This window comes from Colwellia chukchiensis, from assembly GCF_002104455.1.
Classification (GTDB): Bacteria; Pseudomonadota; Gammaproteobacteria; order Enterobacterales; family Alteromonadaceae; genus Cognaticolwellia; species Cognaticolwellia chukchiensis.
This window is the reverse complement of the sequence record NZ_NBOC01000002.1, coordinates 49,666-63,910: the sequence shown is the minus strand read 5'-3', so window position 1 is coordinate 63,910 and position 14,245 is coordinate 49,666. Positions and strand designations below refer to the sequence as shown.

At 42.4% G+C, this 14,245-nt stretch carries 11 protein-coding genes; 4 read left to right on the top strand and 7 right to left on the bottom strand.

Annotated elements, in window-relative coordinates; translation table 11 throughout:
* Positions 1-12: 12 nt before the first annotated feature.
* Together folA and B6K83_RS03770 are read right to left on the bottom strand one after the other, a co-directional pair.
* The gene (gene folA, locus B6K83_RS03775) at positions 13-501 is read right to left on the bottom strand and encodes a type 3 dihydrofolate reductase (RefSeq protein WP_085283402.1); all 489 of its coding nucleotides are present in this window, start codon (positions 499-501) and stop codon (positions 13-15) included.
* Between the two features lie 214 nt (positions 502-715).
* Positions 716-1,444 carry a FadR/GntR family transcriptional regulator gene (locus B6K83_RS03770; protein WP_085283400.1) on the bottom strand — a complete coding sequence of 243 codons (729 nt, stop codon included), beginning with the start codon at positions 1,442-1,444 and terminating at the stop codon, positions 716-718.
* A gap of 364 nt (positions 1,445-1,808) precedes the next feature.
* Between B6K83_RS03770 and B6K83_RS03765 the strand changes: the two genes are divergently transcribed.
* The 3 genes from B6K83_RS03765 to amaB all read left to right on the top strand — a co-directional run bounded on the left by B6K83_RS03765 (position 1,809) and on the right by amaB (position 9,049).
* Positions 1,809-5,015 carry a glycoside hydrolase family 2 TIM barrel-domain containing protein gene (locus tag B6K83_RS03765; protein ID WP_085283398.1) on the top strand — a complete coding sequence of 1,069 codons (3,207 nt, stop codon included), beginning with the start codon at positions 1,809-1,811 and terminating at the stop codon, positions 5,013-5,015.
* Positions 5,016-5,123: 108 nt separating this feature from the next.
* On the top strand, positions 5,124-7,472 hold the full coding sequence (locus B6K83_RS03760) for an aminotransferase class III-fold pyridoxal phosphate-dependent enzyme (protein ID WP_085283396.1): 2,349 nt from the start codon (positions 5,124-5,126) through the stop codon (positions 7,470-7,472).
* A 44-nt stretch (positions 7,473-7,516) separates the two neighbouring features.
* The gene (amaB, locus tag B6K83_RS03755; protein ID WP_085283394.1) at positions 7,517-9,049 is read left to right on the top strand and encodes an L-piperidine-6-carboxylate dehydrogenase; all 1,533 of its coding nucleotides are present in this window, start codon (positions 7,517-7,519) and stop codon (positions 9,047-9,049) included.
* A gap of 131 nt (positions 9,050-9,180) precedes the next feature.
* On the opposite strand, the gene B6K83_RS03750 is transcribed toward amaB, so the two are convergent.
* From B6K83_RS03750 to B6K83_RS03735, 4 genes are all read right to left on the bottom strand, one after another.
* The gene (locus B6K83_RS03750) at positions 9,181-9,774 is read right to left on the bottom strand and encodes a malonic semialdehyde reductase (RefSeq protein WP_085283392.1); all 594 of its coding nucleotides are present in this window, start codon (positions 9,772-9,774) and stop codon (positions 9,181-9,183) included.
* A 120-nt stretch (positions 9,775-9,894) separates the two neighbouring features.
* Complete coding sequence (locus B6K83_RS03745) at positions 9,895-10,344, bottom strand: GNAT family N-acetyltransferase (RefSeq protein ID WP_085283390.1); 450 nt, start codon at positions 10,342-10,344, stop codon at positions 9,895-9,897.
* Between the two features lie 310 nt (positions 10,345-10,654).
* Positions 10,655-11,329: a hypothetical protein gene (locus tag B6K83_RS03740; RefSeq protein ID WP_332888832.1), complete on the bottom strand. Its 675-nt coding sequence runs from the start codon at positions 11,327-11,329 to the stop codon at positions 10,655-10,657.
* A gap of 456 nt (positions 11,330-11,785) precedes the next feature.
* On the bottom strand, positions 11,786-12,289 hold the full coding sequence (locus B6K83_RS03735) for an Lrp/AsnC family transcriptional regulator (protein ID WP_085283388.1): 504 nt from the start codon (positions 12,287-12,289) through the stop codon (positions 11,786-11,788).
* A gap of 148 nt (positions 12,290-12,437) precedes the next feature.
* Between B6K83_RS03735 and B6K83_RS03730 the strand changes: the two genes are divergently transcribed.
* Entirely contained in the window at positions 12,438-12,965 is a 528-nt protein-coding gene (locus tag B6K83_RS03730) for a peptidylprolyl isomerase (protein WP_085283386.1), read from the top strand.
* A gap of 71 nt (positions 12,966-13,036) precedes the next feature.
* On the opposite strand, the gene B6K83_RS03725 is transcribed toward B6K83_RS03730, so the two are convergent.
* Positions 13,037-14,194 carry an MFS transporter gene (locus B6K83_RS03725; protein ID WP_085283384.1) on the bottom strand — a complete coding sequence of 386 codons (1,158 nt, stop codon included), beginning with the start codon at positions 14,192-14,194 and terminating at the stop codon, positions 13,037-13,039.
* Between the last annotated feature and the right edge of the window lie 51 nt (positions 14,195-14,245).

Sequence of the window (14,245 nt, the reverse complement as noted above, 5' to 3'; positions counted from 1 at the left end):
ATAAAGCAAGCCTTACATTTTTTCATAGACCGAAAAATCTAAGCGGTACTGATTTTTTTCATCGCTGGGGCGAATTTCACTCGCTACCTTTTTCCATACCGCTAAATCATATTCAGGAAAAAAAGTATCGCCATCAATATCCGCGTCAATATGGGTAATATATAAACGCTGTGCTTTCGCTAAACAATGCTGATAAATCGCGCCACCACCGATAACCATCACTTCTGCACTATCGCTGACCAAAGTTAATGCTGCTTCTACCGAATCAACAACCTCAACACCGTCACCTTGAAATGCTGTCGAGCGTGAAATGACTATATTTTTACGGCCGGGTAAGGCCCTACCAATAGACTGATAGGTTTTTCGGCCCATGATAATTGGCTTGCCCAAGGTCATTTTTTTAAAATAGGCTAAATCTGCAGGCAAGTGCCAAGGCATAGTGTTATTTTTGCCAATAACACGGTTATTGGCGTGGGCCACAATCATTGAAAGTATGGTCATATACTTGACTTAATATCTAAAAGAAGTGAAATTTCGCCTATTATAGCCTCATCATCGAAGCTTTTGCGAATGCTATGCAGATAAGTGCTATGCAGATAATGGTTAGCGTTATCAAGCTAATGCTTGCTAGCCAAGATTTCATGCTAGTTTGTGCCCGTTGCTTTATCTTGCTCACGGGCACATCTTAATCGCTATCCTAGCCTTATGCGACAATTTAAACCTTGTGCTGCTTTTCTTGCTCAAGTGCCGCTATTTGTTCATTGACTATGGCAAGCGTGGCGCGTTGAGTTACCATGGCCGCGTCAAAAGCCGCTTGTGGTTTTTTATTTTTGATATGTTCGTAAATATCAACATGTGCTTGATATTCTGCCACGGTCACCGCAATCATTCGATTAGTAAAACGTAAGTTCACCTTCAACGCTGTGGTAATAAAATTCTTTAACTGTATAAAAAACGGGTTATTACTCGCTGACAGCACACTTTGGTGATAGGCGATGTCAGCTTCATGCGTGTCGTCCATACCATTAGTAGCATTTTTCATGCGTGCTAACGCACTCGCAATGGCTATTAAATCATCATCGCTGGCATACAAGGCTGCTAAATAGGCCGCTTCTGCCTCTAGCGCTAAGCGTAATTGTAAAAAATGCCTAAGCAAGTATAAATCTGGCTTTCCTAATAAAATCCAATTTAATACATCAACATCAAACAAATTCCAGTGCTTAGACTCTACAACCGTAATGCCTTGTCTGGGCCTTGAGCTGATCAAGCCTTTGGCGGTTAACATTTTTACCGCTTCTCGGGTTGCAGTACGACTAATATTAAATTGTTGGCACAAATCCGCTTCGGAAGGTAAGCGTTCGCCAATTTTGTAGTTGCCTTGTAAAATTTTTTTACCTAACTCATGGACAACTTGTTGGGTCAGGTTACGGTGTGATGATTCCATGATACTGCAATACTCTTTTATTATCGTTTCTACTTACAAAACGTTTATTGATTGAATTTTATCTGCCATCTACTTAATTGTATGATAAATGAGTTCAAGTAAATACACTAGTTTAATTTTACTTTGTTAAATACAATGTAAAAATTAAAGCTAACACCCAATAAAGCCCGCTATTTTGCTTACTTTAATAACTTTTAGCGACAAAGTTTCATTATCTGTCATTTGAACTATCACTAGCTTGAGGTTCAGCATGAGTGATTTTTTCCACCGTAAATTCGCGACGTCTGCTATAGAAAGTACTTGCTTAAATAAACATTAATTGTATTATAAATAGTATTGTTAAATTAATTAAGATATTTGTTTCATGATAAAATCATTACAACTTATTTCGTTAGCTTTACTATTGTCGTTAAGTACTAATGCAAATAGCCAATCACGTGAACCATGGGAAGACCATCAAGTCTTTGCCATTAATAAGCAAGATCCTCGGGCATCTTTTTTTCCATTCCAATCGCGTGATGCTGCGTTAATTAATGACAAACAACAAAGTGATAACTTTTTATTACTGAATGGCTTGTGGAAGTTTGATTGGCAGCGTTCACCAAAAAATAAGCCGGAAAACTTTCAAGCAAATAATTTTGATGACAGCAATTGGCAGCAGATACCGGTACCAGGCAATTGGGAAACAGAAGGCTTTGGTTATCCCATCTATTTAGATGAACGCTTCCCGTTTACCACCACTTGGCCTGATGCCCCAAAAGACTACAACCCTGTAGGCTCTTACCGTAAGCCTTTCACACTGCCAAGCTCATGGAAAAACAAGCAAGTATTTCTGCATGTTGGCGCGGCAAAATCTTCATTAGATGTCTGGTTAAATGGCGAAAAGGTGGGTTTTAGCCAAGGCGCAAAAACCCCGGCAGAATTTGATATTACCCCATACCTAAATGACAGTGAAAACTTACTGGCATTTCAAATTAGACGCTGGACCGATGCCAGCTACTTAGAAAGCCAAGATATGCTGCGTATTTCAGGTATTGAGCGCGATGTATACCTCTATGCCACGCCCAAGCAGCGCATTTTTGACTTCCACGCCAAGCCAACCTTAAATAACAACTACAGCCAAGGTAAGTTAGCGCTAGAAGTAACCTTAAACAACTTTACTGATAAAAGATCTACTCAAAAAGTTGCCGTGCAATTATTAGATCCACGTAATAATATGCAGGTAATTCTGGATAAAGAAACAAAAGTTAGAGTTTCCGCTCAGGGCACTAGCAAAGTTAGCCTTGATGGTAAGATCAAACAACCAGCCTTATGGTCAGCAGAAACGCCAAATTTATACACGCTATTGATCAGCTTAAAAGATCGTAAAGGCAACATCATTGAAACTGCCCGCCATGAAATTGGTTTTAGGCATTTAGCTGTAGTTAATAGCCAACTAACCATTAACGGTAAAGCCATTACCATCCGCGGTGTTGACCGTCATGAAACCGACCCACACCACGGCCACGTAGTGACAAGAGCGTCAATGGAACAAGATATTAAACTAATGAAAGAGTTTAATATCAACGCCGTCCGTGCCAGCCACTACCCTAACGACCCTTATTGGTACGAGTTAACCGATAAATATGGCATGTATGTGGTTGATGAAGCGAATATCGAGTCGCACCCGCTAGCAATTAATGAAAAAACCCAACTTGGTAATGAAATGAGCTGGTTGCCAGCGCATTTAGATCGCACCCAACGTATGTTTGAACGCGATAAAAACCACCCATCAATTATTATTTGGTCGCTAGGTAATGAAGCCGGTAAAGGTAAAATCTTTGAAGCCACTTATCAATGGCTAAAAGATAATGACAATAGCCGTCTGGTACAATATGAGCCGGCCGGTGAAGAGCACTACACCGACGTATTTGCACCTATGTACCCGTCAATCGAGCGCTTAGTTAAATACGCTGAGTCTAAGCCAAGTCGCCCAGGTATTATGATTGAATATGCCCATGCTATGGGTAACTCAGTGGGTAACTTAGCTGACTACTGGCAAGCCATTGAAAAGTACGACGTGCTACAAGGTGGCTTTATTTGGGATTGGGTTGACCAATCACTAGAATACACCAACGAAAATGGCGTTAAATATTGGGCCTACGGTAAAGACTTTCACCCTGATTTACCCAGCGATGGTAACTTCTTAAATAACGGCTTAATGTCAGCTGATCGTCAGCCGCATCCACACGCGTTTGAAGTGAAAAAAGTCTATCAAGCGATTCGCTTCAGTGAAGCTAACAGCAGCAAAGGCGAGTTTATTGTCGAAAACCGTTATGACTTCATTGATTTAGCCATGTTTGATTTACAGTGGCGCATTGAAGCTGACGGTGAAGTGATTGCACACGGCCACCAAGCACTACCGCAAGTATTGCCCAGTGAAAAAGCCAACATTACGATAGCATTACCTGCGTTACCGCAAGCAGACAGTAAAGAGTACTTTATTACCTTAAGTGCTGTGGTACGCCAACCATACGGTTTACTAACAAGCGGACATGAACTGGCCTTTGAGCAATTTCAATTACCAGTGCAGTTAGTCGCGAAGAAAGCGCCAACAAGCTCTGTAGCTATGGTGATTAAACAAGATAACCAGCAAGTGTTAAGCTTTAGCAATAACAGCACAACCGCCACCTTTGATAAGAAAAGTGGTTGGTTAAGCCAATACCGTCACCAAGATAGTGACCTGCTTAAATCATCGTTGCGTGCTAACTTCTGGCGTGCCCCTACCGATAATGATTTAGGTAATGGCATGCAAAAGTGGGCGGCAATCTGGCAAAGCGCCAGTGATAAGTTAGCACTAACATCACTGACCAAACAAAAAACAGCTCAAGGTTATCAAGTAACGAGTAAGTATAAAGTTGCCGACTTTAACGGTGCTTATCAGGTGCAATATAGCGTTAATGATAATGGTCAAGTTCATGTGCAAAGCCAATTAACTATTGCCCCTGGCCAAACATTACCAAACTTACCGCGTTTTGGTATGCAACTGACTATGCCGGGACAATTCCAACAAATGGCTTGGTTTGGCCGTGGACCTCATGAAAGCTATGCCGACAGAAAAACCTCGGCTAAGGTTTCATTATATAAAAGCTTAGTAAGAGACCAAATTCATCACTATGTGCGCCCACAAGAAAATGCCAACAAAACCGATGTACGTTGGATGGCATTAAAAGCTGACAATGGCTTAGGGCTGCTAGTCGTTGGCGATCAAGTGCTTAACACCAGTGCTTGGCCTTATAAACAAAGTGATATTGACTTTATCGCTGGCAAAGACGGTGAAGAGTCAGCGTCAGGGTTAGTGCCGGTTACCACGGCGCGTGGCGCAGAAGTTCCTATGCGAGACTTAGTGACGGTTAATATCGACCATAAACAAATGGGTGTAGGTGGTGACACCTCTTGGGGTCGCTTAGTGCATGCACAATACACTATCCCTGCACAAAGCTATCAGTACGGTTTTACCTTAGTGCCTTTTAACCAAGCTAAGATAAAGCCAGCAGCACTTGCTCGCACTATTGAAACCATCAATCAGTAAGCAAATGATGATTCTCATGCCACCCAAGCTGTCGCGCTTAATTAGCAGCTTGAGTGGCTTGAGCACAACTACAGCAACCCGCTAGCATTGCACGTTAAAGAGGCAACCATGAGTACAGATCAAACACCGTCGTTTTCTGAAATTGAAATCAATCAATTACTAACTCAGCAATATCAACTATCTGGGCAACTAAAAAGCTTAGCTGGCTATTGCGACCAAAACCTACTACTAACCACAGACAATCAACAACAATACATAGTTAAAATTGCCAACTCTGCTGAGCCAAAGCTTGAGTTAGCGATGCAAAATGCCGCCATGGCACACCTTAGCGCTAAGCAATGCGCGGTACCTCATGCCTTAGCGAATCAAGACGGCGACACCATCAGCACTATTATCAACGCCAAACAACAAACATTTTATTTACGGGTTTTAACCTTTTTACCGGGCAAGTTCTATGCTGACGCCGACAGCCTGACGCACAATGAGTCGCTTTGGTCTGACTTAGGCAAGTTTGTCGCAAACATTGACTTAGCTTTAGCGGATTTTGACCATCCGGGTGCTTATCGCTATTTAGATTGGGATTTAGCGCAAGGCTATCGTGTTTGTATGAGCAAAAAGCATTTGCTTAACCCTAGCCAAGCACCTTTAGTAGACAAATTTTTAACCCTTTATCAAACACAAACCATGCCGCTGCTGGCAAAACTGCCACAAGGCGTGATTCATAACGACGCCAACGATTACAACTTATTAGTCGATGATATCGCCGCGCCGAAAAAAATAACCGGTTTAATTGATTTTGGCGACATGGTACACAGCCATATTGTCAATGAATTAGCCGTTGCCTGTGCTTATGCGCTCATGGGCGAAAAAGTGGCTGAAAATGGCGTACTTGCAGCCTTTAAAACCCTAGTGGCGGGCTACCATCAAGTACGACCTTTATCCGACAGTGAACTAGAAGTACTCTACTCACTAGTGGCCTTGCGTTTATGTACCACGGTTTGTAACTCCGCCTTGGCTATTTCGCAACAGCCAGACAACGAGTACTTATTAGTATCAGTTAAGCCGGCATGGGCGCTACTTGAGCAACTGAGCGCGTTAAATCCATTCGCCGTACTGTGTCAATTACGTCACGCTTGTCAGCTACCAATCGATAGTGGCAAAGCACCTGCAGATATTATCCGTTACCGTAAACAACACTTAGGTAAAACTTTAAGTTTAAGCTACCAAGAGCCATTAAAAATGGTGCGTGGACAAGGTGCATATTTATTTACCGAACAAGGTGTGCCCTACTTAGATATGGTTAACAATGTTTGTCATGTTGGTCATTGTCACCCGAAAGTCGTGGCTGCCGGACAAGCGCAACTGGCGAAACTTAACACCAACACCCGTTATTTACACGACAATATTGTCAACTACACCGACAAATTGCTCGCCACCATGCCAGAAAAGTTATCCGTTTGTATGTTAGTTAACTCTGGCAGTGAAGCGAATGAATTAGCCTTTCGCTTAGCCCGCTGCTTCACTAAATCCAAAGAATTATTAGTGGTTGATGGTGCTTATCATGGCAATACCAATGCCTGTATCGAAGCCAGCCCGTATAAATTTGACGGTCCGGGCGGTGAAGGTGCACCCGCTTATGTTCACAAAGTCACTTTACCCGACCCTTACCGCGGTGAATTTCAAGGCACAGGTACTGACACTGCTGAGCTTTATGCCAATAGCGTCAAAGCAACCCTTGCCGAGTTAGCGCAAGATGGTAAAAAGCCCAGTGCCTTTATTTGTGAGTCATTACAAGGTGTGGCCGGTCAAATCATTATGCCTGACGGTTATCTGGCTAATGTTTATCAGCAGGTGCGCGCCGCAGGTGGCGTGTGTATCGCCGATGAAGTACAAGTGGGTTTTGGCCGCGTCGGTAGCCATATGTGGGCATTTGAAACGCAAAATGTGGTGCCGGATATTGTCACCTTAGGTAAGCCGATTGGTAATGGTCATCCGATGGCCGCCGTTATTACCACTCAAGAAATTGCCGATGCCTTTGTTACTGGCATGGAATACTTTAATACCTTTGGCGGCAACCCAGTGTCGTGTGCCATAGGTATGGCGGTACTTGATGTCATTGAACAAGAGCAGCTACAAGCGCATGCCTTAACTACCGGCGCTTATTTTCAAGAGCAATTAACCTTGTTGCAACAACGTTTTGCGCTGATTGGTGATGTGCGTGGTTTAGGGCTATTTATTGGTGTCGAGCTAGTTGAAGATCGCACCAGTAAAGCACCAGCAACCGAGCAAACGTCATGGTTGGTAGAGTTCTTCAAACAGCATCATATTTTGCTCAGCACTGAAGGTCCCTTCTACAATATTTTGAAAATTAAACCGCCATTAGCGTTTAGCAAAGCCGACGCCGATAAGTTTATCAAAGTACTTGAGTTAGGGCTGACTGAGCTAGCCGCGCAATAGCGCGGCACAGCGACAACTTCAACATTAAAGACAAGAAGGTTAATATGAAATTTTTAAATGAATTAGGCATTAATGCCCTCAACTACGGCGCTTCAACGGGTATTAACTGGTTGCAAACCACAAGCAACGGTCAGTTTGATATTGCCTCGCCAGCAGACGGCAAAGCCATTGCCAGCGTTTATAAATGCTCTAGCGATGATTATGAACAAGTGGTCAATACTGCGCAAGCCGCCTTTAAAACCTGGCGCAAAATGCCCGCACCTCACCGTGGTGAAATCGTCCGTCAAATTGGTAATAAACTACGCGACTTTAAACAACCGCTGGGTGAGCTTGTTGCCTATGAAATGGGTAAATCATTACAAGAAGGCCTAGGCGAAGTGCAAGAAATGATCGACATTTGTGACTTTGCCGTGGGCTTATCGCGCCAACTTGACGGCTCTACCTTACACTCAGAGCGTCCATTACATAGAATGTACGATCAATACCACCCGCTCGGCATTGTTGGCGTAGTATCTGCGTTTAACTTCCCGGTTGCGGTATGGGCATGGAATGCGATGATTTCTGCCATTTGTGGTAACGTTACGCTGTGGAAACCGTCAGAGAAAACGCCATTAACAGCCATTGCTTGTCAAAATATCTTAAACGAGGTGTTAACGGCAAACGAGCTACCTGAAGGGATATTCTCGTTAGTAATTGGTGACGGTAATGTACTTGGTGAAGGCATGCTACATGATAAACGTATTCCGTTGATGTCAGTTACCGGCTCAACCCGTGTTGGTCGTCACGCTGGTACTAGCGTTGCCGCAAGATTTGGTAAATCTATCCTAGAGTTAGGCGGTAATAACGCCATTATTTTAACGCCACAAGCCGACTTAAAGCTGGCAATTCCCGGCACAGTATTTGGCGCAGTCGGTACTGCAGGTCAACGCTGTACGACCACGCGACGTGTGATCATTCATGAAAGCATTTATCAACAGGTCAAAGATATTTTAGTTAAGGCCTATGCCGGCTTAAAAATTGGTAACCCATTAGATGAAAGTAACCATGTCGGCCCGTTAATTGATCAACAAGCAGTCGCCATGTTTAGTAATGCACTCGAGCAAGTACAAGCACAAGGCGGTAAATTGTTATGTGGTGGTGAGGTGTTATCAGGTGCAGGCTATGAGTCAGGCTGTTATGTTAAACCAGCCATTGTTGAAGCGGAAAATCATTATGACATGGTTCAAAATGAAACCTTTGCACCGATTTTATACTTAATTAAGTACTCAGGTGATGTGCATGACGCCCTCGCGATACAAAACGATGTTGTGCAAGGGTTATCTTCAGCAATCTTTACCGATAGCTTACGAGAAGCGGAAAACTTCCTTTCTCACTGGGGCTCAGATTGTGGTATTGCTAACGTCAATATTGGCACCTCAGGGGCAGAAATTGGCGGCGCTTTTGGCGGTGAGAAAGAAACCGGCGGCGGGCGTGAATCGGGCTCAGATGCATGGAAAGCGTACATGCGTCGTCAAACCAATACCATCAACTACTCAACAGAATTGCCTTTAGCGCAAGGGATTAAATTCGATATTTAATGTCTGAGCAAGGGTCAATTGATTTAAAGCCACGTAATGACGTGGCTTTTTTTTGCCGATTGATCCTGCCAAGCTTTGTCAAAGCAGCCTAAGCCGCGCTTACATAACCTCGCCTAATGCAGCGGACTTAATTAAAGAATTTCCACCGCTTGTTCCGCGGTAAGTCTTGGCCCTCTAGGGTAATTTTTACTGGCGTCGCCGTAACCTATATTGAGCAAAAAATTTGACTTATAGCGACCATCCGCAAAAAACTCTGCATCAACGGCTTGGTTATCAAAACCGCTCATTGGGCCGCAATCTAAACCAAGCATGCGAGCAGCTAAGATTAAATAGCCGCCTTGAAGGGTGCTATTTCTCAGCGCGGTTTGCTCTGTTAAGTCCGCATTGGACTCGAACATGCTTTGTGCGTTCGGGTTGGCCGGAAACTGCGTTGGCATATGTTGATAAAACTGCATGTCAGTGGCAACAATGATGGTTGCAGGTGCAGCCATGGTTTTTTCCTGATTGCCGGGCATCAAGGCTGGCTGTAATCTTTTTTTCGCCGCCGGACTTTTCACCACCAGATAATGCCCCGGTTGACAGTTCATGGAAGTGGGCCCCCACTTCATTAAATCATAAAGCTTGATAATCAGCGCATCAGGCACTGCTTGTTCGGTAAATTTATTAAAAGTACGCGCGTTAAGAAATACTTGCGCTAAGGCATGGGTATCCAAAGGTGTAGGCATAATAAAACTCCATTACAATTAAATTAAAGCTTGAATAAAGGCTAAATTAACAAGTTACTCGCAACTAAGCATAGCAACGTCCGTCTAAATGTTCGTCTAAATAGGAGAAATGCTAGCGCTTTACTCGACCGGCATCTGATACGTCAGCCATTGCGTTTTATCAGCTAACTTATCGTAAACATTGCGACCACGATAGTTGTTATCGGCTGTGATCCAACGAACAAATGGCCAAGCATGTTTCGCCGCCGCGGCATTTAATGCTTGATATAGGGCATCAACTACACCAGTGCCCCTTGCGAACGGCGTAACATAAAGATCATCAAGAAAGCCCACTAGCTTGCCCCTAAGCGGTGAAGGCATGGCTCTATAGTGCATTAGGCCTAAATAATTACCAGCATCATCTTTTGCGATCAAGGCGTAGAATTGATTGTCTTCATCAAAAATCCATGACCAGACGGTATCCAGTATTTCCTGCTGCATCGGTACTTGGTAAAATTCAGCATATTGCTGGTAAAGACTCTGCCAACCGGCCCGATCAGATAACGATAATTCACTAACAACCATATTCATTTATACCTCTTGTGTTGAAATGCCCACCTTCATACCTGTACATATAAAGGAACTTATACAGCAACTTTTACAGCAACTTTTACAGCAACTTATACCGAAAATGATACGAGCTTGCTTAGCTTGGCAAGTAACGAGCACGCGCGCGATTTGACTAAAATTTCGTAAAGTTAATATGGCTATAAAAGTCCTCTGCGTCCTTATCAAGTAACGCATATGCAGTGTCAGTAAAGTGGCGTAGCAAATATTCCTCCTTCACCCCAGCAGACTTTTTATTTGGGTGTATACAGTTAATGCTGAAAAACGGCGACTGTCATTGTTCTTTAACGTTCTTATTAAGCTCGGCTTGAGAGCTCATCAGCAAGATCACACCCAACCAAACAAACCAAACGATTTGTCCTAAGCCAAAAATTTCAGTCAATACTTCAGCAGGATAGATAGTGAGAATGCCAACAACGCCAATAAACAAGCTGAAATAACTGAGCAATTTAGGCAATGCATTAATTTTTAACGCGGCAATAGCAAGTAAAAGCAGCCATAGCCCTCCGACAACTTCGTTACCTCCGCCTAAACCTTCAACAATAGTATTTACCGTTATCCAGAGGGTCATTGCTTGCTCGGCATCTTTGGCCGAGAGCGTAATCGCAACCGCTAAACCAATATTGGCAATCATGCCACTCGCAATGACCAGACCAACCCAAATAATTCCAAAGGTAGCCGCCAATTGTGATAATACCGGCGCTTTGCTTTTTAACCGTTGATGAAGTGCTAGCACTAACACCGCCAAAAGCACACCAAAAACCACATACATGGTCAAATTAACCAGCGATAAAATTGTTTGATGATGCGTTAAAAAAGCAAATTTTTCTGTCGCATCTGCATCGGTGGGAAAAGCCCAAAAAGCGCCAAAAAAAGCAAAAGCTGCGATATAAATAAGCGCTTGAAAAAGTGCGGCAACGCCGGCTATTTTTTGTAAATGATTCACCATGATCGCCTTTTATGTGCAAAAAATTTAACTTAACACAATACCATGGCTGTTAACGACTACAATATGTAACAAAAACTAAGCGCTGAAAAAACAGCACATAGCACTTTAATTTATATGAACAACTGAACTAAAATTGCGGCAATCAGTACACTCAATACCATAAGCGAAAATCAACGTTGCGGGTCGCGCTATGTGGCTTAGGTTTGGCATAGTTTGGCGTAGGTTTGGCGTATTTAAATTTACTCACCCCTAGTGCAAACGAGAGCATTACGACATGTTCAAATGCCACTGAGCAGCCCAACAAGTAGTGGAAAATAGTCCAAAGTATCTGACCGCGATGACAACAAAGTCGACTACGTTAGGGTTCATCACCATAACTTCAGTTATTTGTAGCTAAGCGCTGCATAGTTCCAGCCTGTCACTGCAAGGTTGCATTGAACTGGAATTAGTTAAGTATCACTCTTCTTGTGCTTTCCACTCTAATGTTTCAAGAGGATAACCACCAAACCATTTTGCTGTATCTAGTACAAAATGACTGGTGATTTTTTCAATACCTAAGGCACCTTGCATCATGTCATTGCAGACACGGTTAAAGTCTTCAATTGTTGAACACATCATAAAAGCAATGTAATTAATGCTGCCATTAACCTTCATACAATCAACCACTTCAATATATTTTCGAATGCCCTTTTCAAATACAGCACAATGCTCATAGGTATTACTTTTTAAGGTAAAATGAGCGTAAGCTTTAACATTAATACATAACTTATCAACATTAGTCACCATAGTGTAGCCAATAATAAAACCTGCATCTTCAAGTGCTTTCACACGTTGTAAACAAGCGCTTGGCGACAAACCTATTATTTCAGATAAGTCATGATTACTAATACGGGCATTGCTTTGAAGCTCTGACAAAATACGGCGATTCATTCGGTCTAATTTGATATGTTTTTTTGCCATGTTTTCCTCATATGAAAATATATATTCAAGCTACTTGAAAATAAGCAGATTATTGTGTTTCAAGCCTTAAATACTAAATTATATTCACTGAAGATACATCATAATAGCCATTAACCTAGCTAAATTATTTATTACTATTGGAATTATTATGAATATTTACCCTACCGTTTTACTGCAAACGCCATTAGGCAATATTACGATCAAATTATTTTTGCAAGCAGCGCCTATAACGGTGACTAATTTCCTACATTATGTTGATAAGCACTTATTTGATGGGAGTAGTATTTTCAGGATCGTAACCGATAATAATGCTAACCAAAGTGAGGACGCTAACGCTAAAATAAATGTTATTCAGGCAGGTTTACCCCCTGAACACCCAGATTTGTTAGCGGGTATAGCGCATGAAACAACAAAAGAGACAGGTATTTCACACTTAGACGGGACAATTTCAATGGCGAGATTTGAGCCGGGTACGGCTGATGGCAGTTTCTTTTTCTGTATAAATAACCAACCTGAACTAGATTATGGTGGTAGACGATACGATGATGGGCTTGGCTTCGCCGCTTTCGGTCGAATTACTAAAGGCAGAGAGGTACTTGATTTAATTTATCAAAAAGCTGAACAGCAAGAATACTTAAAAGATGAAATTACAATAATAGCTATTACTCGCTGTTAAGCGGCGGTATTGAGCAACTAAGCACCGCTTGAGCTGAGTATTATTAGTTGGATATCATCACCATAGCAAGATTAGCTAGTCTTAATGCGCGCCAAAGGTAATATAAAAATAAACGATAGGCCAAATAACACGGTACCCATCATAATAACGTCAGTGTAGCCGGCATTGTTGACTAGGGTTGACGCCAATATTGGCCCGAGAATATAGCCCACACCTACCACTGTCTGTGCCGCACTGATGTATTTTCCTGAATGATCAACGTCTGAAATAACCGCGAATAATCGCGCTCCAGCAATACTCCAGAAGAAACTAAATACACATAAAGAAACAAGGTAGCGCATTTCAGTTAAACCTTGGTTTAATGCCCATAACGATAAAGCCATCAGCAATAAAGAGAAAAACAATAACCCTGTGTGTTTACCCAGCTCGCCAATAAATGCAAAAAATAAAGCACCAAGCAGTCCGGCAATCATGGCAATGGCAAGCGCTTGGGAAACATAAGACAGCGTTAAATCAGCACTGGTGCCCATCAAAGACATATAAGTCCACACGCCACCTATGCTCATATAAAAAAAGAGTAAGCTTAACAGCCCTAAATTCAAGGGTTTGCTTGGCTGCTTTTTCGGGTAAGTCTCATTGCCCTGTGCGACTTTATAGTCATCACTTTTATGGGGTAATAACTTAATAACCACCAGAGGAATTAAGTAAAATAAAGCCATGGCGATAAATACGCCAGACAAGGACAGCTGTGCATAAATAATGGGCACTAATGCTAGCCCAATAGCCTGAACGACCACAATGGCTGCAGTATAATAGCCGAACCAGCGATTAGGGTTTTTGGTCATGCCTATGGCGCTTATTCCTACGGCAACAATGACCCCTTCACCTAAACCGGTTATAGATCTTATAAAGCAGAGTATTAAAAAGTTGTGTGTCAGTGCAGAAAGCAAGTTTCCAACAACCGTAACCACAACGCCAACAAGTAGCACTTTTCTGAAATTTAGTTGTTTAATAAAAATAGAAAAAATAAACGCTGCTAGCGCCAAGCCAACAGAATCAGTAGCCGCTAACCAACCAACTTGTTGCTCGGTCAATGATAAATTGATACCAACGACTTCTAAATACACAGGTAAAAACAATAAAACAAGGTAGCCTATGGGCGCTGTTGCTAAGCCACTTAGTCCATAATTCAAGTCTGAGTTAGTTGTCTTAAATAGCTTATACTGCATTAATTATTTCCACTTATTTCAAAAGTCTGTTGGCTAAATCAGTTAATTTAC

Excerpts from the sequence above, each read along its gene's own strand:
- B6K83_RS03735 (WP_085283388.1), bottom strand. The coding sequence starts at position 12,289 with ATGGCAAAAAAACATATCAAATTAGACCGAATGAATCGCCGTATTTTG.
- B6K83_RS03725 (WP_085283384.1), bottom strand. The coding sequence starts at position 14,194 with ATGCAGTATAAGCTATTTAAGACAACTAACTCAGACTTGAATTATGGA.
- amaB (WP_085283394.1), top strand. The coding sequence starts at position 7,517 with ATGAAATTTTTAAATGAATTAGGCATTAATGCCCTCAACTACGGCGCT.
- folA (WP_085283402.1), bottom strand. The coding sequence starts at position 501 with ATGACCATACTTTCAATGATTGTGGCCCACGCCAATAACCGTGTTATT.
- B6K83_RS03730 (WP_085283386.1), top strand. The coding sequence starts at position 12,438 with ATGAATATTTACCCTACCGTTTTACTGCAAACGCCATTAGGCAATATT.
- B6K83_RS03750 (WP_085283392.1), bottom strand. The coding sequence starts at position 9,774 with ATGCCTACACCTTTGGATACCCATGCCTTAGCGCAAGTATTTCTTAAC.
- B6K83_RS03760 (WP_085283396.1), top strand. The coding sequence starts at position 5,124 with ATGAGTACAGATCAAACACCGTCGTTTTCTGAAATTGAAATCAATCAA.
- B6K83_RS03740 (WP_332888832.1), bottom strand. The coding sequence starts at position 11,329 with ATGGTGAATCATTTACAAAAAATAGCCGGCGTTGCCGCACTTTTTCAA.
- B6K83_RS03745 (WP_085283390.1), bottom strand. The coding sequence starts at position 10,344 with ATGAATATGGTTGTTAGTGAATTATCGTTATCTGATCGGGCCGGTTGG.
- B6K83_RS03770 (WP_085283400.1), bottom strand. The coding sequence starts at position 1,444 with ATGGAATCATCACACCGTAACCTGACCCAACAAGTTGTCCATGAGTTA.
- B6K83_RS03765 (WP_085283398.1), top strand. The coding sequence starts at position 1,809 with ATGATAAAATCATTACAACTTATTTCGTTAGCTTTACTATTGTCGTTA.